This is a genomic window from Alphaproteobacteria bacterium HT1-32 (assembly GCA_009649675.1).
In the GTDB taxonomy this organism is placed as follows: Bacteria; Pseudomonadota; Alphaproteobacteria; order Rhodospirillales; family HT1-32; genus HT1-32.
In genome coordinates this window covers 158,286-178,377 of the sequence record WJPL01000002.1, presented here as the reverse complement: position 1 = coordinate 178,377, position 20,092 = coordinate 158,286, and the positions used below count along the sequence as shown (strand labels likewise).

The following is a 20,092-nucleotide window of genomic DNA, read 5'->3' as shown; positions in this document are numbered from 1 at the left end:
ACTGTCAGAACCGGGCCTGAGACCTGAATATCTTCTGCACCAGAACCCGGAAAGGACAGGCCAATGGAAAACCATAGCGCGCTGATCGTGATCGACGTTCAGAACGATTTCTGCACTGGCGGTGCCCTGGCGGTGCCGGACGGGGAAGCCGTCGTTCCGCTCATCAATCACATGGCCGGGAACTTCCGGCATGTTGTGCTGACACAGGACTGGCATCCGGCAGGCCACTTCTCGTTTGCGTCGCGTCATCCGGGGCAACAGCCTTTTTCAGCCATTACCGCCAGCTATGGCCCGCAGACACTCTGGCCAGACCATTGCGTGCAGCAAAGCGAGAGCGCTGCCTTTCACCCAGATCTGGACATTCCGCAGGCGTCGCTGATCCTTCGTAAGGGGTGCGACAGGGAACTGGATTCCTACTCCGCGTTTTTCGAGAACGATCACAAAACCGCCACCGGCCTCGGCGGTTATCTGCGGGAACGCGGAATCCACAATCTGGTGATGACCGGCCTTGCCACGGACTTCTGCGTCGCCTGGTCGGCAATCGACGCCTGCCAGCAGGGTTTCACCGTCGAGGTTCGGCTGGACGCCTGCCGGGCGATTGATCTGGACGGATCACTGGATGCTGCACTGGACAACATGAAACAGGCCGGTGTGCAGCTGAGCGGCAGCTAGTCCGGCTTTGCCGCCGCCCGCTGGTAGGCTGACAGACCGCTCCAGACCCGTCGGGCACGATTTGCCCCCCAGGCGCTTCCCAGACCGGCGGCCTGATCGAACAGTTGCCAGGCCCGGACAGCATCGCGCCGGGCGCCATTGCCAGTCAGGTGCATCTCCGCCAGCGCCAGAAGGGCACCGACATGTCCCTGCGTCGCAGCGCGCCGATACCAGGCAGCAGCAAGGCTGATATCCGCACCAACACCCAGCCCCTGACGATAAAGTTCCCCTATCCCAAACCGGGCGTCTGCATTACCCTTGTCCGCCGCCTCTATCCATTCGCGGTAAGTCGTCGCATAATCACCGGCCTGAAAGGCTGACCGGCCGCGCTGGTAATCCGCCAGCGCAGAAACCGGCGATACAACAAGGAACGAAAGAACAGCAAGGTGATAAGCGTAATTTCTGACCATACCCTGCTATACACGAAAACCGGCCATTGCGGACAATCAGGAACTCGACGTTTGCCAAACGGACGATGCTGACCATAATGCGCCGGCTGATTTCCCCCACCGTGCTTGCATGCTTATGACAGACGCTCCGTCCACTGACGAAATAGAGCTTTCCGTTGTCGTTCCGGTGAAGAACGAAGCGGAGAACATCCGTATCCTCATCGATGAAATCGACGCGGCGCTGGAGCCGTGTGGCGTCCGTTACGAAATCCTCTATGTTGATGATGGCAGTGATGATGCCACACTGGGCGAACTGGTCGCTGTCGGCACGTCGAACGAACGGCTGCGGGTTATCCGCCACCGGACCAGTGCCGGGCAGAGTACAGCCGTCCTGACCGGTGTGCGCCATGCCCGCGGAATCTGGATTGCCACACTGGATGGCGACGGTCAGAACGACCCGGCTGACATTCCAAAACTGCTTGAGAAACGCGGTGACCCTCTGCTGCTGCTCGCCGGCTGGCGGGCGCATCGCAAGGACACCGCCTATTACCGGTTCCAGTCACGTATCGCGAACCGTGTCCGCAGCGCCCTGCTGGGTGACGCAACACCGGATACCGGTTGCGGACTGAAACTTTTCAATGCCGCGACCTTCCTCCGTCTGCCGCATTTCGATCATTTCCACCGTTTTCTTCCTGCCCTGTTCATCCGGGCCGGCGGCAGCGTGGAATCGGTTGTCGTCAATCACCGCCCCCGGCTGCGCGGCGCATCGAAATACGGCCTGATGAACCGGCTCTGGGTCGGGATCGTCGATATTTTTGGTGTGATGTGGCTGAAAAGCCGACCGGTACAACCGGACATTCTGCCCGGACCGACTGACAACACATGAAACTGCGCCCGATATTACGCGGCCTGCTGTTCATCGCAGTGCTTGGCGGCATTGGCCTGATCATCAAACATTCCGGCCTTGCCGATCATTTCGATCAGAACTGGATCGACAGTGAAATCCGCAACAGCGGCTGGCAGGGCTATGCGATTTTTCTGCTGGCGGGCGGGCTTATGGCCGGGGTTGGCCTGCCACGGCAGATCGTCAGCTTTCTGGGCGGCTACGCCTTTGGTGTCACCCTGGGAACCGGCATTGCACTGCTGGCCACTGTAATCGGCTGTATTGCAGCCTTTACCACGTCCCGGCTGATGGGGCGTGACCTGATCGGCCCGCGCCTGCCGGTCCGGATACGACGTGCCGACGATTATTTCCGCGACAATACCTTCGCCATGACCTTGCTGATCCGGCTGTTGCCGGTTGGCAGCAATATCGTGCTGAACCTCGCCGCCGGCGTATCCAGTGTCCGGGCCGTCCCGTTTTTCTCCGGGTCCGCGATCGGTTATATTCCACAAACGCTGGTTTTCGCCCTGCTGGGAAGTGGCGTCACCGTTGATCCGGAAATCCGGATTTCCCTGAGTGTTCTGCTGTTTCTCGTCTCTGCCGTCATGGGTGTGGCCCTGTATCGCCGGTTCCGGCAAGGCCGCAGTTTCAACCGACAGATTGACGAAGCCATCGGAACAGACGATATCCCGGATAACGAAACCCGGACCGACCGCGCTTCATGACGACGATGCCCCCTGCCCCCGCCAGACAATGGATCTGGTTTTCTGTTGCTCTCTGGGCAGCGTTGATGATTGTCGCCGTCATCTGGCGACCGCTGCTGCCTGTCGACGAAACCCGTTATGCAGCCGTCGCCTGGGAAATGTGGCTGCGCGGCGACTGGCTGGTGCCCTATCTGAATGGCGAACCCTATCACCACAAGCCCCCGCTGCTGTTCTGGCTGATGAAGCTGGGATGGGCACTGTTCGGGGTCAATGAAATTACCGCCCGTCTCGTGGCACCGCTGTTTGGCCTTGGCAACCTGTTCCTGACCGCAGCGATTGCCCGGCGTCTCTGGCCTGACCGGCCGGATATTGCGACATGGGCCCCGATCATTCTGATTGGCTCGCTGTTCTGGACCCTGTTCACAACCCTGAACATGTTCGACATGATGGTCGGCTTCTTCGCGCTGCTTGGCCTCTATGGCGTGCTGGAAGCCTGGATCACGGGCCGGCGCATGGGCTGGGTATGGTTCGGCCTTGCCGTCGGATTCGGTATTCTTGCCAAAGGCCCGGCCATCTTCCTGCATATCATGCCGGTGACCCTGCTTGCCCCGTTCTGGACCGTGGCGGGGCGTCCTCATGGCTGGCGTTTCTGGTGGACGGGCATGGGGCTCGGGCTGCTGATCGGTGTCCTGATCGCGCTTGCATGGGCAATTCCTGCGGGTATCGCAGGTGGCGAGGAATACCGAGAGATGATCTTCTGGGGCCAGACCGCCGGACGGGTGGTTGATGCCTTCGATCATGCCCGGCCCTGGTACTGGTATACGGTCCTGATGCCCGCCCTGCTGATCCCCTGGACAATCTGGCCCGCCTTCTGGCGTAACCTGTCTGTCCTGAAATCGGCCCGTACCGAAGTCGGATTGCGTTTCTGCGTCATCTGGATCGGCTTTGCCTTCGTCACTTTCTCGGCGATCAGCGGCAAGCAACTGCATTACCTGCTGCCGGAATTCCCCGCCTTTGCCCTGCTTGTTGCCCGGGCATTGTCCGGTTTGCGGGCCGCCCCAACCGGTGTCTGGTCAAAAGTTCCGGCGATTGTTTTCATCATACTTGGCGTTGGTGTGGTGATTGCCCCCTTCGTCTCGCCACGCATTCCGGACTGGATGGTATCCTTGCCGTCAGCCTGGGGATTTGCGCTGGCTGCCATGGGCGGGTGGATGATCATCAAACCCCGTACCTGCATGACGGGCACGCTGGCAACACTGGCCGCCGCCACGTCACTGCTGGTGATCGTCGTCCATCTCGTCGCGTCACCGCGGCTGATGAGTGATTATGATGTCCATGAGGTCGCAGAGGAAATCAAACGGCATGAAGATGCCGGCCATCCCCTGTCATTTTACGGAAAATATCACGGACAGTTCAATTTTGCCGGGCGTCTCACTAAACCCATCACCACCACCGGTGACGCCGAAGCGGCGGACTGGATACGTGCCAATCCGGAAGGCCGTATCATTACGCTGCACCGTATCCTGCCGGAAACAGACCTGAAGCCTGACTTCATCGGCCTTTACCGGGGACGTTATCTGGCAATCTGGCCCGCACAGATCGTCGCCCAAAATCCGGATGTGGTGAAACGTGCACCCAGCGATCAGACCCCTAATTTTCCGGAAGACCTGAAAAAGTCGGATGATTCTACAGCAAACTAACCGGCGCCAGGCCGACGCATAACCAGCAGGTTGGCCGTCATATCCTGAACCGCCTCATCTTCCTGATTGATCGTCGAGATCCGGAGTTTCAGCACTCCCCGGTCCGGCTTTGACCGTGACGGGGTGACGGCCAGTACTTCCATCACCGCATGCAAACGGTCACCGGGGGAAACCGGCCTGTTCCAGTTCAGTTCATCAACACGAAAACCAACGATGCCGTTGACCGGCTGAAAGTCGCTGTCCACCATCAGCCGCATGGTCAGGGCCGCCGTATGCCAGCCACTGACGACAAGTTTGCCAAAAGTCGAGTCTGCCGCCACCGCTGCATCGAGATGAAATGGTTGCGGGTCAAATGCCGTGGCGAAATCTTTCGCGGCATCTTCAGACATCAGCCGGGCAGCGGTTACAAACCGCTGTCCGGGCTCATAATCGTCGAGATACTGCATCAGCCACCGGTCTTGGCGAGGACTTTGGCCGTCGCACCGGAACGTTCACCGATTTTCTCACCCGACAGCATCTTCTTGTGGCCTTCCGGCTCTGCCGCCTGCTTGCCCAGCGCCCAGTCGATATCTTCCTCGGCTTCGCCAACCGGCATGACAACCACGCCAGAGAAATCGGCAATAACCATGTCACCGGGATTAACAACCGCCCCGCCAATCGAGACCGGCGTATTGAAAGCGCCGCCGACATCATAGAGCCGGGTCGTGATCGGGGCCGTACCGCTGCACCAGACAGGCAGATCATACTGCCGGATTTCAGGAACATCCGTGCAGGGACCGTCAATCACGACACCGATACAGCCGGACGCCTTGATCGCAGCCGCAACACCGCCACCAAGGCAGGCATGCACGTCATCGCCGAGACGGTCGATGCACAGGAAATCACCCGGACGCAGAAACTGAACGATGTGGTGCAGCAAGGTCGAATCCATACCCGGAATGGCCAGCGTCACTGCCGTACCGGCAACTGTTTTCGGGTTTTCCAGAACCGACTGAATGCGACGGTTCACAAAACCCTGAAGCCGTTTATGACCAATCGTTGCGGTTTCTGCTCTCGATCCCTTTGCAATCAGGGCGGCCGGAACCTGGGTCGGCAGATCGTTGATTTTGTAGCTCATCTGACTCTTCCTTTGGTATGCTGTCTCACTTTTAAGAGGTGACGATTATTCTGCTGCGACAGAGCCACGATAGGCTTCAAAGCGACCGAGAATAACGTTGTAGGTGCGGTTGCGATGGCGCTCGATCAGGTCGATTGCACCATCCACATCACGATTGATCATCACCGTCATCAGGGCACGATGCTCGTCCTCGATTTCCTTGCCATCCCCGGTGCTGATTGCCGACTGCGGATTCAAAATACGGCGATAACGTTCAAGATGCGCCGTCAGCTGTTCACAGAAACGCAGCAGCCAGCGCGAACGACAGCCGGACACCAGAGCCATGTGAAAATCACGATGCCGCCGTTCCCGCTCTTCCTCCTCAATCGCGTTCAGAATATGTCCCGGCGGGCTGGTTTTGGTCAGCCGATGAAATGCCGCAACAATCTGCGCTTCCCAGTCATCATTTCCGTTGGCGATGGAAAGCTGAAGCGCGCGGGCTTCCAGTTCCCTGCGGATGCTGACCAGTTCCTCGAAATCCTCAATCGAGATCGGCGCAACCCGAAAGCCCTTTTTGCCTTCTGCCGTCACAAAATGCTCAGCCGCCAGCCGCGCCAGCGCTTCCCGGGTCGGACTGACACCCGAGCCGTAACGCGTCTTCAGCAACTCGGTCCGCAAAGCCATACCAGGCTCAAGCGCACCGCTACGAATATCCCGGCGCATCAGATCATAGACGGCAACCGCCTGCGTCGTCGGTCGAGGGTCAGGGAGCCTGTCGTTACTCATTCTTCATTGGCCATTTCATCCGGACATTTTTACCAATAGTAATCGCTGGAATTCTCACCGCGCAACGTATTTTCCGAATTCATAAAATTTTCGAAAATATCTTGATACAATAAAATTTCCGCCCTACCGTTCACTCACCAAGCGAAAAGGGGACGCAGGGTGAGTACAGAAAATGACCAGCCAAAGCCAGTGCCCGCAAAGCCAGCAAGAGACTTTGCCCTGCCGTTGCGCATTATCGTCGCACTGACATTCGGAACCATTGTTTCTCTCACAATCGCTCAGGTCTTTTTCCGGTTTGTCCTCGACAGCCCGCTGGTGTGGAGCGAGGAGCTGGTCCGTATCCTGCTGGTCTGGATGACCTTCATCGGTGCCTCCGTGGTCTGCTGGGATGGTCGGCATCTGAATGTCGATGTTGTCTTTGTCCGCCTTCCCGCCCGCGCGCGCAGGGTGATGCGCATGATCAATGTCGTACTGGCTCTCGGATTCCTCTGCATCCTGATCTGGGGCGGCTATCCGCTGATCGAACTTGCCCATTATGTTGAAATCGGTGCCCTTGACCTGCCGGAGAGCATTTACCGTGTGCCCGCCCTGATCGGCGGCGCGCTGATGATTCTGTTCATTATCCTTCGTGCGGTGTTTCGCTGGCAAAAGCCCAGAGACGAATCGACCGACGACATCACGGCCATGTAAGGAAACACCGACCGATGATGCCTGTAATCGTACTCTGCGTGCTGGTTGCCCTGCTGATGCTGGGGATGCCTCTGGTGTTCGCCATGGGTATCGCCTCGATATCCTATCTCGCGATGGCCGATGTCTCGCTGGCGATGATGACCCAGCGAATGACTACCGCGATGGACTCATTCCTGATTCTCGCCATCCCGTTCTTCTATCTGGCCGGCGAACTGATGAACGCCTGTCATCTGACAGAACGGATCGTTGCCATGGCGCGGGCCTTTGTCGGCCATATCCATGGCGGGCTGGCGCAGGTCAATATCTTCGCCTCCATGATCTTTGCCGGTATGTCCGGCTCTGCCACGGCTGATACCGCCGCTCTTGGTTCAGTTCTCATCCCGGCGATGAAAAAGGAAGGTTATCCGGCAGACTTTTCCGCCGCTGTCACCGTTGCCTCGGCCATGGTTGGCCCCATCATCCCGCCTTCCATCGGCATGGTGATTTACGGCGCCCTGGCTGATGTTTCCATCGGGCGGATGCTGCTTGCCGGCATCGTTCCGGGGGTCACCATCATTCTGGTCCAGATGATCTTCACCTGGTTCCTTGCACGCAAACGCGGCTATCCAAGATATCCCCGTGCAACCCTGCCCGAACTTGGTCGCGCAACCTGGAGAGGTTCACCCGCATTGCTGTTCCCGATGATCATCGTCGGCGGCATTCTCTCCGGCATCTTCACACCAACTGAAGCAGCCGCTGTAGCCGTATTGTACGGCCTTTGCCTCGGTGCCTTCGTCTATCGCAATGTCGGGTTCCGTGAATTCTGGGCCACCCTGCAAAAAGTATCATGGGGCAGTATCCGGGTTCTGATCATCATCGCTGTCGCCTCGACCTTCAGCTGGATCATGGTACGCGAACAGGTTCCTCAGGACATCGCCAGCTTTCTGTCCGGCTTTACTGACTCCTCTGCCATCATCCTGACGGTGATGATTGTTCTGCTGTTGCTGGTCGGGCTGTTCATGATCGCCTCTTCAGCCGAGATTGTGCTCACACCTATCCTGGTCCCGGTGGTGATGAGCTTTGGCGTCGATCCGGTTCATTTCGGCGTCCTGATGATCTTCTGCCTGATCATTGGCGGTGGCACCCCGCCGGTCGGCGTTCTGTTGTTCATTGCGCAGGACATTGCCGAGATACCCTTCTCGAAAATGGTCCGCGCCATGCTGCCTTATTACATCCCCCTCTTTGGCGCGATCATCATCATCGCCGCCTTCCCACAGCTTAGCCTCTGGATTCCGAACATGGTCTTCGGGGCGGGCATCAAATAAGGAGCGTCTTCCCTATGGCCGATAAACATCTTCTGAAAGACCTGACCTGGGTCGAATTCGCCGAACGGCTGAAGGACAATCCGACCATCCTGCTGCCTTTCGGCTCACAGGAAGAACAGGGGCCGATGGCACCCATGGGTGACTGGATGCTGACGGAGGCTCTGGCCTCGCGGATAGCCAAAGAATCAGGCGCCATCGCTGCGCCAACCATGCCGTTCGGATATGCTGACTATTTCCGTCCGGTGCCCGGCGGCATTCAGTTTCGCCCGGAAACCTTCTGCAAGGTGCTGGAGGATATGTGCGAGAATTTCCTCAGCCACGGCATTGATCACCTCGTGATCTTCAACGGCCATTCCGGCAACTTTCCGCTGATCGATCAGACGATCCGCAAAATCCGCCAGGAATGGGGCGTCATCATTCCCTGCCTGAATGTCTGGCGTCTGATCACACCGGAGAAATGGAAAGAGTTTCATCCGGATATCGGCACCAGGGCATTCGGCCATGGCAGTGATCCGCTGACATCGGTTTACATGCATCTGTTCCCGGAACTGGTGCGCGAAGACCTGATCGTCAAACCGAACGACAAATTTGGCGACCTGCTTGGTTTGCCGACGGCGGGCCTGAATGCCGTCAAATTCCAGGGCGTCGATATCAACGTCCCTGTCGATATCACCGATCGTTGCGACAATGGCATTGCCGGTGGCGACCCTACTCACTCTTCGGCGGAAGTCGGTGAAAAAATCGCTGACTATATCGTCGAATTCACCACAGCTTTTCTGAACCATTTCAGTCAGGCTGACACCTTAATCGAGGAAGAGGGAGATTCCGAATGAAACTGCAGAACTTGCTGAAAACGGCCGGCGTTGCCATTTGCGCGCTGACTTATACCGGTGCCGCACTTGCTGCCGACGCCATTGATGTCCGCTATGGTCTCTGGGCCAAGGAAGGCGAAGCGCAATATATCGGCGCGGTCAAATTCAAGGAACTGATCGAAGCCGAGTCCGGTGGTCGCTACAAGGTCACAATCTATCCGGGCAATCAGCTTGGGACGCCGCGTGAAATGCAGGCTCAGCTGGCACTGAACGACACGCAGATCATGGCATCCGGCGATCCAGGAATGAAGGAGATCGAGTATCTCGCCCTGCCTTATCTGATGAAAGGCATCAAGAATTACATCGATGTCATTTCCAGCCCGATTGGCGATGCATGGAACGAGAAGCTGGTGAAAACCCGTCGCATGCGTCTGTTCGGGTTCCTGCCACGCAGTCCGCGCCAGATCAGCTCGAACAAGCTGATCAACAGGATGTCCGATCTGGATGGCCTCAAGCTGCGATCGCCACAGCGTGACTATTATGTGGAATCCCTGACGGCTCTCGGTGCAAAACCGACGCCGATGGCCTTCAAGGAAGTCTACACCGCGTTGCAGACAGGTCTCGTCGATGGTCAGGAAAATCCGATCGAGACCATCTATGCCCAGAAATTCTATGAAGTTCAGAAAGCCGTCGCCATGGTCGATTACATCGACAAGCCGGCTTATGTCATGATCGGCGATCCCTTCTGGTCGAAACTTTCCGATGCCGACAAGGCCATGTTCAACAAGGCACAGACCGCTTCTGCAGAGCTGGTTGCCGGGCTGCTGCCAGAGCAGGAAAAGAAGTTCATCGCCGAGATGAAAGCCAAGGGCGTGACCTTCACCTATCCGGACAAGGCGGAGTTCATTGCAGCAACCCAGCCTGTACGTGATGCACTCGGCACCAAGATCTGGGGTGAAGAGACCTACAAGAAGATCGTCGCCATGGGCGCGAAGTAGATGTAAAAAACCTCCCTGAGAGACTTTGGCCCGGGAGCTCTCCCGGGCCATTTTTTTCAGCAATCAATCCCGACGGAGTACCCCTCATGAGCATGAACCGTAATGTTGAGCAATGGAGTGTTCGCAAGAGCGCCGTGGAAAGTGAGCGTGGCTCGGTCGCGTCCCAGCACTGGCTGGCTGCGCAGGCTGGTGCCGGTGCACTGGCAGCAGGCGGTAATGCCATCGACGCAGCCGCAGCCTGTGCCTTTGCGCTCAACGCCGTTGAGCCCTGGATGTGCGGCATTGGCGGCAGTGGTTTTATGGTCGTCTGGGTCGCCGCCGAAAAGAAAGCCTATGTTGTCAATTTTCAGGGTGTACTGGCGGCCGGTATCGATCCGGCAGACTACCCGCTCGACCCCAACGTCCCGGATGCTCTCATGGGTTTCCCCGGTGTAAAGGACAACCGAAACGTTGTCGGATATGGATCGATTACTGTGCCCGGAGCTGTTGCCGGACTGTCACTTGCTGTCGAACGCTTTGGCAGACTTGGGCTCGACAGTGTTCTGTCTCCGGCAATTCAACTCGCTGAACGCGGCCTGCCCGTCGACTGGAATGCCACATTGCAGATTGCGCTGGAAGCGAACGAGTTGATCAACAACCCCGCAGCGCGTGATATCTACATGCCTGGCGGTGTCCCGGCACGTCCGGAGCAGTTCCTGCCACTGGGAAATCTGCCGAAAACCCTTCGTGCCATAGCTGAAGGCGGACCCGGAGAATTCTATACGGGCAGAACCGGCGAAATGATTGCCGAAGATTTACAGGCAGGGGGCAGCCCGATCACACTCGAAGACCTCGCGGACTACGAAGCCGTGATTCATGACCCGACACCCGGCGAACACCGGGGGGCGACCCTCTACACTGCCGGTGACACAAGCGGCGGTCTCCGGTTGATCGAAACTCTGGAATATGTTGCGGAACATCTCGACACCCATCGGCCGTTTGGCGCACATACCTATGCCACCTATGCCCATGGCCTGAACAAGGCATTTCATACCCACAAGCTGAAAGTCGGCCAGATTCAGAAAACCGGCTGCACCTCGCATATGAGCACTGTCGATGCAGAAGGAAATATGGTCGCCCTGACCTATACCCTGCTGAACCGGTTTGGGTCGAAGGTGGTTCTGCCGCAAACCGGCATGCTGATGAACAATTCAGTCTCCTATTTCGACCCGCGCCCCGGCTATCCAACCACAATGCAGGGAAAACTGCGGATCAATTCCTCCAATATGTGCCCGACTGTTGCCGTTCGCGATGATGAAGCCCTGTTTGCTGTCGGCGCCTCCGGTGCCAATCACATCACCCCCTGCACCACGCAGCTGGCCGCCTTTCTGCTGGATTACGGCATGTCGCTGGAGGATGCCTTTAACACACCGCGTGTTGATGCCTCCGACCGCGGGTCAATCCGTGTCGATCCGGCGATGGGACAGGATGTTCTGGACGAACTGGCCAGGGAATTCGAACTGGAAATCGACCAGATGCTGGTTTTCCCGAAACTCTATTCCTGTCCGGCCGGCGTCATGCGTGATGCGAAAACCGGCAAAACCTGGGCGATTGCCGACAAATCCAGCCCCATTGCCGGTTCCGCCGCCGAAGCCCCGTTCAAACTGGACATCCGGCAGGATGATGGGCTGAAGGTCCGGGCCTGATGCTGCGCAAAGCTGAATAATATCCGGAAACAAATCCCGGGGCCTGCTCGCGCCAGCCCCGGGACATCGTTACTGGCAATAAACCCGATACTCCTGTGAGCAGCAGGAAGAGTCAGTAGCCGCGGGAAACATCTACCATGTCGGGAACCGGCTCTCCGGCCAGAAAACGGCGAATATTCCCCGCGATAATCTCCCCGCCGGCAACCGGATCGATCAGGCTGGCAACATGCGGCGTGACCAGAACCTTCGGATGATCCCAGAATGGATGATCGCTCTGTAACGGTTCCTGATGGAAAACATCCAGCGTTGCAGCACGCAGGTGACCCGAATCAAGAGCCGCTATCAGATCGTCATCGACCAGGTGCTCACCCCGACCAGAATTAATGACACAGGCATTTTCCGGCAGGGCGGCAAAAAGATCCTTGTTCATGATGCCATGTGTCGATGGTGTCAGCGGCAACAGACAGACCAGAATATTTGTCCGCGCAAGGAAGGCCCTGAAGCCATCTTCGCCGTGGAAACATTCAACGCCGTCAATCGACTTCGCCGATCGTGACCAGCCTGCCGTCTTGAAACCAAGCGCCGACAGTGCCCGTGCGCAATCTGCGCCGAGATTGCCAAGCCCCATGATACCAACACCGCGTTCATACATCGGCGGCTCGATAATCTGCAGCCATTCGCGGGTCTTCTGTGCCGCGTGGATTTCCGGAATCCGGCGATGGTGGCGCAGCACATGCAGGGTCACGTACTCCCGCATGCGTACACGCAGGTCATCCCCCGTCGTACGAATGATCGGAATGTCTTTCGGCAGTTCCGGATCGACAAGAATATGATCAATTCCGGCCCCAATGGAGACGATGACCCTGAGGTTCTTCAGGGTTTTCAGCCAGCCCGGTTCGGGCTTCCAGACAACCGCGATTTCCACGTCATCCAGATTACCGGGATCCTGATAAAACCGGACATCCTGATCCGGCAGCAGCCCCTTCATGTGATCGACCCACCACTGGCCACGCGCCTCGCCGACCTTCAGAACAATGGACATGATATTCCCTTCGATAAACCTGCACAAAAATACACGTACATCATAGCATTTGAACCCCGCCAGACCATCCCGAGAGCTATGATTTGTCTTGAATGAATGACTTTTCTCGACCCGCCGGAAGGGCCAGACTGCCGGGTCTGTATCCATCCCACAAAAACAGAGCTCTCATGTCTCAGTCTGACCCAGCTAACCCCGCCTTCGAGGCCATCACCTCCCGCCAGTCAATCCGTGCCTTCACCGATCAGCCTGTAGATACCGGGCAGATTGAAGAATTGCTCCGGGTTGCCCGCTGGGCACCAAGCGGATCAAATATTCAGCCTTGGAAGCTGCATGTGCTGACCGGTGATGCCCGCGACAGGCTGGTCGCCGCCGTGATGGAAGCCTTTGAAGCCGATCCGGACTGTTCAGACCGGGAATACGAATATTATCCGACGGACTGGTACGATCCCTATATTACCCGCCGCCGCGCCTGCGGATGGGGACTCTATAATGCCGTCGGCGTTCAGCGCGGGGATAGCGCGGGCATGAAACGCCAGCGGGCAAGAAACTACAGCTTCTTCGACGCGCCGGTCGGCATGATATTCACTATCGAAAAACGACTGAACACAGGCAGCTGGATGGATCTCGGCATGTTCCTGCAAAGCCTGATGATTGCCGCCCGTGCAGCCGGTCTCGACACCTGCGCGCAGGCTGCATTCGCTGACTATCATGCCGCAATCCGAACCGTCCTGCCCATTGATGAAGGTGAAATTGTCGTCTGTGGTCTGGGCCTGGGCTATCGCGATGCAACCGCGCCCGAAAACCAGTGGCGAACAGATCGCGAAGAGGTCGATGTCTTTACAACATGGCACAACTAATTCAGCCTGTTTCCGGGCAAGACTTTACCGCCTTCTGCCTCGCAGGTTAAAGAAGTTCAGCCCCCGTCCCCTGCCCGTTATCAGGCGGGAATAATTCATTTTCGAACCTGACCAACACGGATCATCCCGATGCATTTTGACCCCCGGCTCTGGCAATTCACTGAAGGTGCGCGTGGACGTATCTGGTTCACCGTGGCCGTTGGTGTTGCCGCAGCAGCAGCCGGAATTGCCCGCCTGGCGATGCTGGGATGGCTGATCGGTCTGGTATTCACCGGCGCAGAAATGGCAGATCTGATCCTGCCTTTTGCCCTGGTGGCCGGGGCGATGGCCCTTCGGGGCGTGCTCGAATATGTCCGGGAAATGGTCGCGCATGAGACATCTGCCCGCGTGCAGTTAATACTGCGCCAGACCGTCTATGACCGCATCACGACCCTCGGCCCCGCCTATTTCGGATCGGCGCGAACCGGTGAGGTGGTCAGTTCCATGGTCGAGGGCGTCGATCAGCTGGAGACCTATTTCGGGAAATACCTGCCGCAACTGATCGTCTCGCTGATCACCCCATTCGGCATTTTTCTGTTCGCCATGTTCCTCGACCTGCCGGTCGCGCTGGTGTTGTTTTTCGCTGCAATCGCCACCCTGCTCGCCCCTGCCATGTTCCATAGCTGGGACCGGAGAAACAGTGTCCGCCGCAGCCGCGCCTATGGGGCCTTTGCCTCGGAATTTCTCGATTCCCTGCAGGGTCTGGCAACGCTGAAGGCTTTCGGACAAAGCCGTGCCAAGGGCGCGGAACTCGGCCGCAAGGCACATGAAATTTTCCGCTCGACCATGTGGGTGCTGGCCACCAATGCCTCGACACGCGGCATCACCGATCTCGGGATAACCATCGGGGCTGCCGCCGCACTTGGCCTCGGTGCCTATCGCGTCACGGACGGGGTCATGTCAATTGAGGCCTTGCTGATTGTCCTGATGCTGGGGGTTGAGACATTCCGCCCGCTCCGTGACCTGCGCAGTCTGCTGCATCAGGGCATGATGGGCCGCTCAGCCGCAGAAAAGATATTCAACATCCTCGACGCGGAGCCACTGGTGCCGGACACCGTCACAACACCGGCATCTCTCAACGGTACGGATATTCGCTTCGACAACGTGCAATTCGCCTATCCGCAGGCCCGTCAGTCCACCCATGATGGTATGGACTTCACCATCGCCAGCGGAGAACGCGTTGGCGTTGTCGGACCATCGGGCTGCGGAAAATCGACCATTCTGCGTCTGCTGCAACGCCAGTATGATCCACAGGGCGGCGGCATTACCATCGGCGGGACCGATATTCGCAACATGCCGGTCAGCCAGCTTCGTTCGCTGATCGCTGTGGTCCAGCAGGATGCCTATCTGTTCCACGGTACGGTTGAAGACAATCTGCGTTTCGGCAAGGCGGATGCCAGCCGGGATGAGATCATCGCTGCTGCCCGTGCCGCTAATGCAGACGACTTCATCCGCCGTCTGCCCGATGGATATGCCACCATTGTCGGCGAACGCGGACTGCGCCTGTCCGGCGGCCAGCGCCAGCGCCTGGCCATTGCACGTGCCCTGCTGCGCGATGCCCCGATCCTTGTGCTGGATGAGGCCTTGTCTGCCGTTGACGCTGAAAACGAGGCCATCATTCAGGAGGCACTGGACCGCCTGATGAAGGGCCGTACCACACTGATTTTCGCTCACCGCCTGTCCAGTATCATTGGCTGCGACCGGTTGCTGGTGCTTGGGAAAGGCCGGGTTGTCGAGGAAGGTAATCATGACAGCCTGATCGCCCGCAAGGGTATCTATCAGGACCTGATGGCTGCCCAGACCCGCGACGGCGGTGGCGGTGATATTGACCTGACCGCCGCCCTGTCCGAAGTCCGTGCAGACGGCAACGACAACAATGCCGGCTGGATCGAAGAGGGCACTGAGGGGGCAAGCGACATTCTGTCAGCCCGTGATCTCGGCTGGATGCAGGCCGCCCGCCTGTTGCTGGCTGAAGCGAAACCATGGCGCATGAAGCTGTTCTGGACCTTCGTATTCGGTGTGGTCAGGACCCTGGCCTTCATCGGTATCGGGGCCCTGAGCGCCCTTGTCTTGCTGGCTGTCAAACGCGGGGAATCCTTCGACGGGTTGCTGATCGCGCTTGCCGTTGCCGCACCGACAGCCGGTATCCTGCACTGGCTGGAAAGCTGGCTGGCACATGACATGGCGTTCCGGATGCTCTCTGAAATGCGGATTGCCCTGTTCAAGAAACTCGACCGCCTGGCTCCGGCCTTCCTGCTCCGTCGCCGCTCCGGGGACGTGGTCGGGCTGGCCACCCATGACGTTGAAATGGTTGAGTATTTCTTTGCCCACACCATCGCGCCTGCTTTTGTCTCCGTCCTTGTGCCGTCACTGGTGGTCGCTGTGCTGGTCTGGTTCGACTGGCGGCTTGCTGCCGTTCTCGCCCCCTTCCTGATCACGGTCGGGCTGTTCCCGATTCTGTGGCGCAAACGCATCGACCGGCTGGGAACCGAAGCACGGGAAGTGCTCGGCGACCTCAATGCTTTCTCTGTCGACTGCATTCAGGGACTTTCCGAAATTCTGGCCTTTCAGGCGGAAGGCCCCCGCCGTGAGGCGCTGAACCTGCGCTCCCGGCGCGCCCATGCGCTTCGCCTGCCCTTCTTCTCTGACATCTCCCTGCAATCTGCCGTGCTGGAAGCAGCAACCGGTTTCGGCGGGCTGGTTGTGGTCATCGTCGGCGCGGCCTCCGTCTCTGCCGGGCGGATCGAACCCGGTGTGCTGCCGCTGATGTCCCTGCTTGCCATGGCCGCCTTCCTGCCGGTCTCGGAAATCGCCGCAATCGGCCGGCAACTGGCTGATACCCTTGGGGCCACCCGTCGTCTGCATTCGGTCAATAACGAGCCGGTCCCCGTGACTGACGGACCGGTGGATGACCTCCCGCTTCGTCCCGATGGGGGCGCGCTGATTACCGCCGATGCAGTCACTTTCACCTATCCTGACCGGGTTAACCCGGCCCTGAACAATGTCAGCTTTTCCATCGGTCCCGGCCAGACGCTCGCCATCGTCGGCCCTTCAGGTGCCGGTAAAACCACGGTTGCCCATCTGCTGATGCGGTTCTGGGATCCGGATGCCGGCCGCTTTACGCTGGACGGTCATGATCTGCGCGACCTCAATCTCGATCTGCTGCGCGACCGTATCGCGCTGGTGGCACAGGATACATGGCTGTTCAACGACACGCTGGAAGCCAACATCCGCCTCGCCCGGCCAGATGCCAGTGACGCCGACCTGCGCCTTGCCCTGGAACGTGCCGCCCTCGCCGATTATGTGGACAGCCTGCCGGAAGGCCTGCAAACCCCTGCCGGTGAACGCGGCGTGAAACTGTCCGGTGGCCAGCGCCAGCGCATCTCCATCGCCCGCGCCTTCCTGAAAGACGCCCCCGTCCTGATCCTCGACGAAGCCACAAGCCATCTCGACGCCATCAGCGAGAAAGCCGTCCGGGCTGCTCTCAGCCAGTTGATGCAAAACCGCACCACCATCGTCATCGCCCACCGCCTCTCAACCATCCGCGATGCCGATCAGATACTGGTGCTGGATGACGGCAAAGCCGTTGAGCTGGGTAGTCATGACGAACTGGTGGCAGAAGGCGGACTCTATGCCCGCCTGGTCGCCCGGCAGACCGGGTCCAAGGCGGCGGCAGAGTAAGCGAACCAAGCTTCACCCACTTGTCTATGTCATCCCGGACACCGATCCGGGATCCAATTGCGGCGGACTCCATTTCGCGGATGGATCCCGTCCTTCGACGGGATGACAGAAGGTCAGGTTATGGGAAAAGGCTTTGCCCCACCAATCCAGTAGGCCAGTTCGCCCGGGCTTTCGATATCCCAGACCGTGAAACTCGCCCGTTTTCCGACCTCTATCGTTCCCCGATCGTCGATGACGCCCAGCGCCTTGGCTGCGTTCCGGGTCACGCCCGCAAGTGCCTCTACCGGAGTCAGGCGGAACAGGGTGCAGGCCATGTTGAGCATCAGTGGCAGTGACGTGACCGGAGAGGAGCCGGGATTGCAGTCGGTCGCAATGGCGATGGGAACACCGGCGTCGCGGAGTGCCTGTACCGGTGGCAGTTTGGTCTCACGCAGGAAATAGTAGGCACCGGGCAGCAGCACGGCGACGGTGCCGGATGCGGCCATCGCCCTGATACCTTCCGAGCTGAGATATTCCAGATGGTCGGCAGAAAGGGCACCATATTCTGCCGCCAGTGCGGCACCGCCAAGATCACTCAGTTGCTCGGCGTGAAGCTTGACCGGCAGGTCATGGGCTTTCGCCGCTTCAAAGACCCGCCGGGTCTGTTCTGTCGTAAAGCCAATGCCTTCACAGAACGCATCGACTGCATCGGCAAGCCTTTCCGCCGCAATGGCTGGCAGCATCTCGTCACAGACCAGACCGATATAGGCATCCGCCCGCCCCTCATATTCCGGCGGCAGGGCATGGGCACCCAGAAAGGTGGTTCGAATATCCATACCCGTTATGTCGCCCAGACGGCGGGCGGCACGCAGCATCTTCATCTCGTTCTGCGTATCCAGTCCGTATCCGGATTTGATTTCCACTGTCGTCGCGCCATCTGCCTGCATTGCGCGCAGGCGGGGCAGTGACTGGGCAACAAGTTCGTCTTCACTGGCAGCCCGGACATTGGCCACGGTCGAGCGGATACCACCACCGGCACGGGCAATTTCCTCATAGCTGGCGCCTTCCAGCCGCAGTTCGAATTCGCGTGCCCGGTTACCGGCAAAGACCAGATGGGTGTGGCAATCTATCAGGCCCGGTGTGACCCATTTTCCGCCGATATCGACCCGTTCCACCGCCAGCGCATCAACCGGCAGGTCGCTCATTGAGCCGACCCAGACGATACGGCCACGGGCCACTGCAATGGCCCCTTCTTCAATCGCACCGTAAGCAGGCTGCCCTTCAGCCATAGTGGCGATGCTGGCATTGATCAACAGTTTGTCCCAGACCGGTTCCGACATTGATTCCTCCGGGGAAGACGGGTTGTATAGACAACTGAATTATCGCAGGCATGGAAGATATGACCAAGCATCGTTTTGAAGAAATCCTGCTGCCCACGGGCTGGGCCGGGGATCAGGTGGTGGAAACCGATACGGACGGCAGAATTCTGTCTGTCTCGGCTGCACCGGAAAATTCCATTCTTCCTCTGATCCGAGGTGCTGCTGTGCCCGGCATGCCCAACCTGCATTCCCACGCCTTTCAGCGCGCCATGGCCGGGCTGGCCGAACGGGCCGGTCCCGGTGCCGACAGTTTCTGGACATGGCGGCAGGTGATGTATGGCTTTGTCGAGAAACTGACACCGGAAGATGTGGAGGCCATCGCCACCAACCTGTATCGCGAGATGCTGAAAGCAGGCTACACCGCTGTTGCCGAATTTCATTATCTGCATCACGCACCGGACGGACAGCCCTACGACAACATTGCCGAGATGGGGGAACGCATTGCTGCTGCCGCAAAAGCCACGGGCATCGGCCTCACCCTCTGCCCCGTATTGTATGCACATGGTGGATTTGGCGGCGAATCAGCGGGCGATGGCCAGCGCCGGTTTCTGAATGATGCCGAACGTTATCTGCGGCTGCTCGAAGGCTGTGGCAGCGCCGTCCAGAACCTGAATGGCGGACGGCTGGGGGTCGCCCCCCACAGCCTGCGGGCCGTTACCGGCGACCTGCTGAGTGATGTACTGTCCGCAAGCGATGGCATTACCGGGCACGGGCCTGTCCATATCCATATTGCCGAGCAGATGAAAGAAGTCGATGACTGCCTCATCTGGTCCGGCCAGCGCCCTGTCGACTGGCTGTACGAGCATTTTGCTGTCGATGATCGCTGGTGCCTGATCCACGCCACCCATATCACGGAGTCCGAACGCGAACGGATCGTCACCAGCAAGGCGGTGGCCGGCATCTGCCCGACGACAGAAGCCAATCTGGGCGACGGCCTGTTTCCCGCGGCGGAGTTCGAGAGCGAGGGCGGTGTCTGGGGAATTGGTTCGGACAGTCATATCTCTGTCAGCCCGGTCGAGGAATTGCGCTGGCTGGAATATGGCCAGCGCCTGTTCCATCGCGGTCGCAACCTCATCACCGCCGGTCCCGGCAGTTCCACCGGACGCACCCTGTACGACGCCGCCTTGCGAGGCGGCGCACAGGCACTCGGTCAGAAACTTGGCCGGATCGAGGCCGGGCACCGGGCAGATATCGTCGTGCTCGACCGCAGTTCGGCAACCATTGCCGGACGCAGTTCAGACGCTGTGCTCGACGCCTGGCTGTTCGCCGGCAACATCAATCCGGTCCGCGATGTCATGGCCGGTGGTATCTGGGCTGTTCAGGACGGCGAGATTACCGCGTCCTGAGAAGAGCATAC

Annotated in this window: 18 protein-coding genes; 12 read left to right on the top strand and 6 right to left on the bottom strand. The window is 58.8% G+C overall.

The window, feature by feature from the left end; genetic code table 11:
- Positions 1-63 precede the first annotated feature (63 nt).
- Positions 64-672, top strand: a complete 609-nt coding sequence (gene pncA, locus GH722_12375; GenBank protein MRG72557.1) for a bifunctional nicotinamidase/pyrazinamidase — start codon at positions 64-66, stop codon at positions 670-672.
- Here the strand turns inward: pncA and GH722_12370 are convergent.
- Complete coding sequence (locus tag GH722_12370) at positions 669-1,121, bottom strand: hypothetical protein (GenBank protein ID MRG72556.1); 453 nt, start codon at positions 1,119-1,121, stop codon at positions 669-671. The genes pncA and GH722_12370 overlap by 4 nt on opposite strands.
- 115 nt (positions 1,122-1,236) lie before the next feature.
- Here GH722_12370 and GH722_12365 point away from each other — a divergent pair, with 115 nt between their 5' ends.
- Genes GH722_12365 through GH722_12355 form a run of 3 tightly spaced genes read left to right on the top strand, consistent with a single transcriptional unit; the run spans position 1,237 to position 4,387 of the window.
- Positions 1,237-1,986 (top strand): glycosyltransferase, encoded by a 750-nt coding sequence (locus tag GH722_12365; GenBank protein ID MRG72555.1) that lies wholly within the window; start codon positions 1,237-1,239, stop codon positions 1,984-1,986.
- On the top strand, positions 1,983-2,708 hold the full coding sequence (locus tag GH722_12360) for an SNARE associated Golgi protein (protein MRG72554.1): 726 nt from the start codon (positions 1,983-1,985) through the stop codon (positions 2,706-2,708). The genes GH722_12365 and GH722_12360 overlap by 4 nt, the downstream gene beginning before the upstream one ends.
- Positions 2,705-4,387, top strand: a complete 1,683-nt coding sequence (locus GH722_12355; protein ID MRG72553.1) for a glycosyltransferase family 39 protein — start codon at positions 2,705-2,707, stop codon at positions 4,385-4,387. The genes GH722_12360 and GH722_12355 overlap by 4 nt, the downstream gene beginning before the upstream one ends.
- On the opposite strand, the gene GH722_12350 is transcribed toward GH722_12355, so the two are convergent.
- Genes GH722_12350 through GH722_12340 form a run of 3 tightly spaced genes read right to left on the bottom strand, consistent with a single transcriptional unit; the run spans position 4,384 to position 6,269 of the window.
- The gene (locus GH722_12350; protein MRG72552.1) at positions 4,384-4,833 is read right to left on the bottom strand and encodes a dehydratase; all 450 of its coding nucleotides are present in this window, start codon (positions 4,831-4,833) and stop codon (positions 4,384-4,386) included. The genes GH722_12355 and GH722_12350 overlap by 4 nt on opposite strands.
- A complete protein-coding gene (locus GH722_12345; GenBank protein MRG72551.1) occupies positions 4,833-5,504 on the bottom strand; it encodes an RraA family protein in 672 nt (223 codons plus the stop codon). Before GH722_12345 ends, GH722_12350 begins: the two co-directional genes overlap by 1 nt.
- A gap of 45 nt (positions 5,505-5,549) precedes the next feature.
- Positions 5,550-6,269 (bottom strand): FCD domain-containing protein, encoded by a 720-nt coding sequence (locus GH722_12340; GenBank protein ID MRG72550.1) that lies wholly within the window; start codon positions 6,267-6,269, stop codon positions 5,550-5,552.
- 114 nt (positions 6,270-6,383) lie between these two features.
- Here GH722_12340 and GH722_12335 point away from each other — a divergent pair, with 114 nt between their 5' ends.
- From GH722_12335 to GH722_12315, 5 genes are all read left to right on the top strand, one after another.
- Positions 6,384-6,959, top strand: a complete 576-nt coding sequence (locus tag GH722_12335) for a TRAP transporter small permease subunit (GenBank protein ID MRG72549.1) — start codon at positions 6,384-6,386, stop codon at positions 6,957-6,959.
- 14 nt (positions 6,960-6,973) lie between these two features.
- Positions 6,974-8,263 (top strand): TRAP transporter large permease subunit, encoded by a 1,290-nt coding sequence (locus GH722_12330; protein MRG72548.1) that lies wholly within the window; start codon positions 6,974-6,976, stop codon positions 8,261-8,263.
- A gap of 14 nt (positions 8,264-8,277) precedes the next feature.
- Complete coding sequence (locus tag GH722_12325) at positions 8,278-9,096, top strand: creatininase family protein (GenBank protein ID MRG72547.1); 819 nt, start codon at positions 8,278-8,280, stop codon at positions 9,094-9,096.
- Positions 9,093-10,073: a transporter gene (locus GH722_12320; protein ID MRG72546.1), complete on the top strand. Its 981-nt coding sequence runs from the start codon at positions 9,093-9,095 to the stop codon at positions 10,071-10,073. The genes GH722_12325 and GH722_12320 overlap by 4 nt, the downstream gene beginning before the upstream one ends.
- Before the next feature lie 86 nt (positions 10,074-10,159).
- Complete coding sequence (locus GH722_12315) at positions 10,160-11,758, top strand: gamma-glutamyltranspeptidase (protein ID MRG72545.1); 1,599 nt, start codon at positions 10,160-10,162, stop codon at positions 11,756-11,758.
- Between the two features lie 112 nt (positions 11,759-11,870).
- Here GH722_12315 and GH722_12310 read toward each other — a convergent pair whose 3' ends face one another.
- Positions 11,871-12,800 carry a glyoxylate/hydroxypyruvate reductase A gene (locus tag GH722_12310; GenBank protein MRG72544.1) on the bottom strand — a complete coding sequence of 310 codons (930 nt, stop codon included), beginning with the start codon at positions 12,798-12,800 and terminating at the stop codon, positions 11,871-11,873.
- A 167-nt stretch (positions 12,801-12,967) separates the two neighbouring features.
- Here GH722_12310 and GH722_12305 point away from each other — a divergent pair, with 167 nt between their 5' ends.
- Positions 12,968-13,657 (top strand): nitroreductase, encoded by a 690-nt coding sequence (locus tag GH722_12305; protein MRG72543.1) that lies wholly within the window; start codon positions 12,968-12,970, stop codon positions 13,655-13,657.
- A gap of 129 nt (positions 13,658-13,786) precedes the next feature.
- Positions 13,787-17,377 carry a thiol reductant ABC exporter subunit CydC gene (gene cydC / locus GH722_12300; GenBank protein ID MRG72542.1) on the top strand — a complete coding sequence of 1,197 codons (3,591 nt, stop codon included), beginning with the start codon at positions 13,787-13,789 and terminating at the stop codon, positions 17,375-17,377.
- A 113-nt stretch (positions 17,378-17,490) separates the two neighbouring features.
- Here cydC and GH722_12295 read toward each other — a convergent pair whose 3' ends face one another.
- Complete coding sequence (locus tag GH722_12295) at positions 17,491-18,696, bottom strand: imidazolonepropionase (GenBank protein ID MRG72541.1); 1,206 nt, start codon at positions 18,694-18,696, stop codon at positions 17,491-17,493.
- Positions 18,697-18,755: 59 nt separating this feature from the next.
- Between GH722_12295 and GH722_12290 the strand changes: the two genes are divergently transcribed.
- A complete protein-coding gene (locus tag GH722_12290; protein ID MRG72540.1) occupies positions 18,756-20,081 on the top strand; it encodes a formimidoylglutamate deiminase in 1,326 nt (441 codons plus the stop codon).
- The last annotated feature ends 11 nt before the right edge of the window (positions 20,082-20,092 follow it).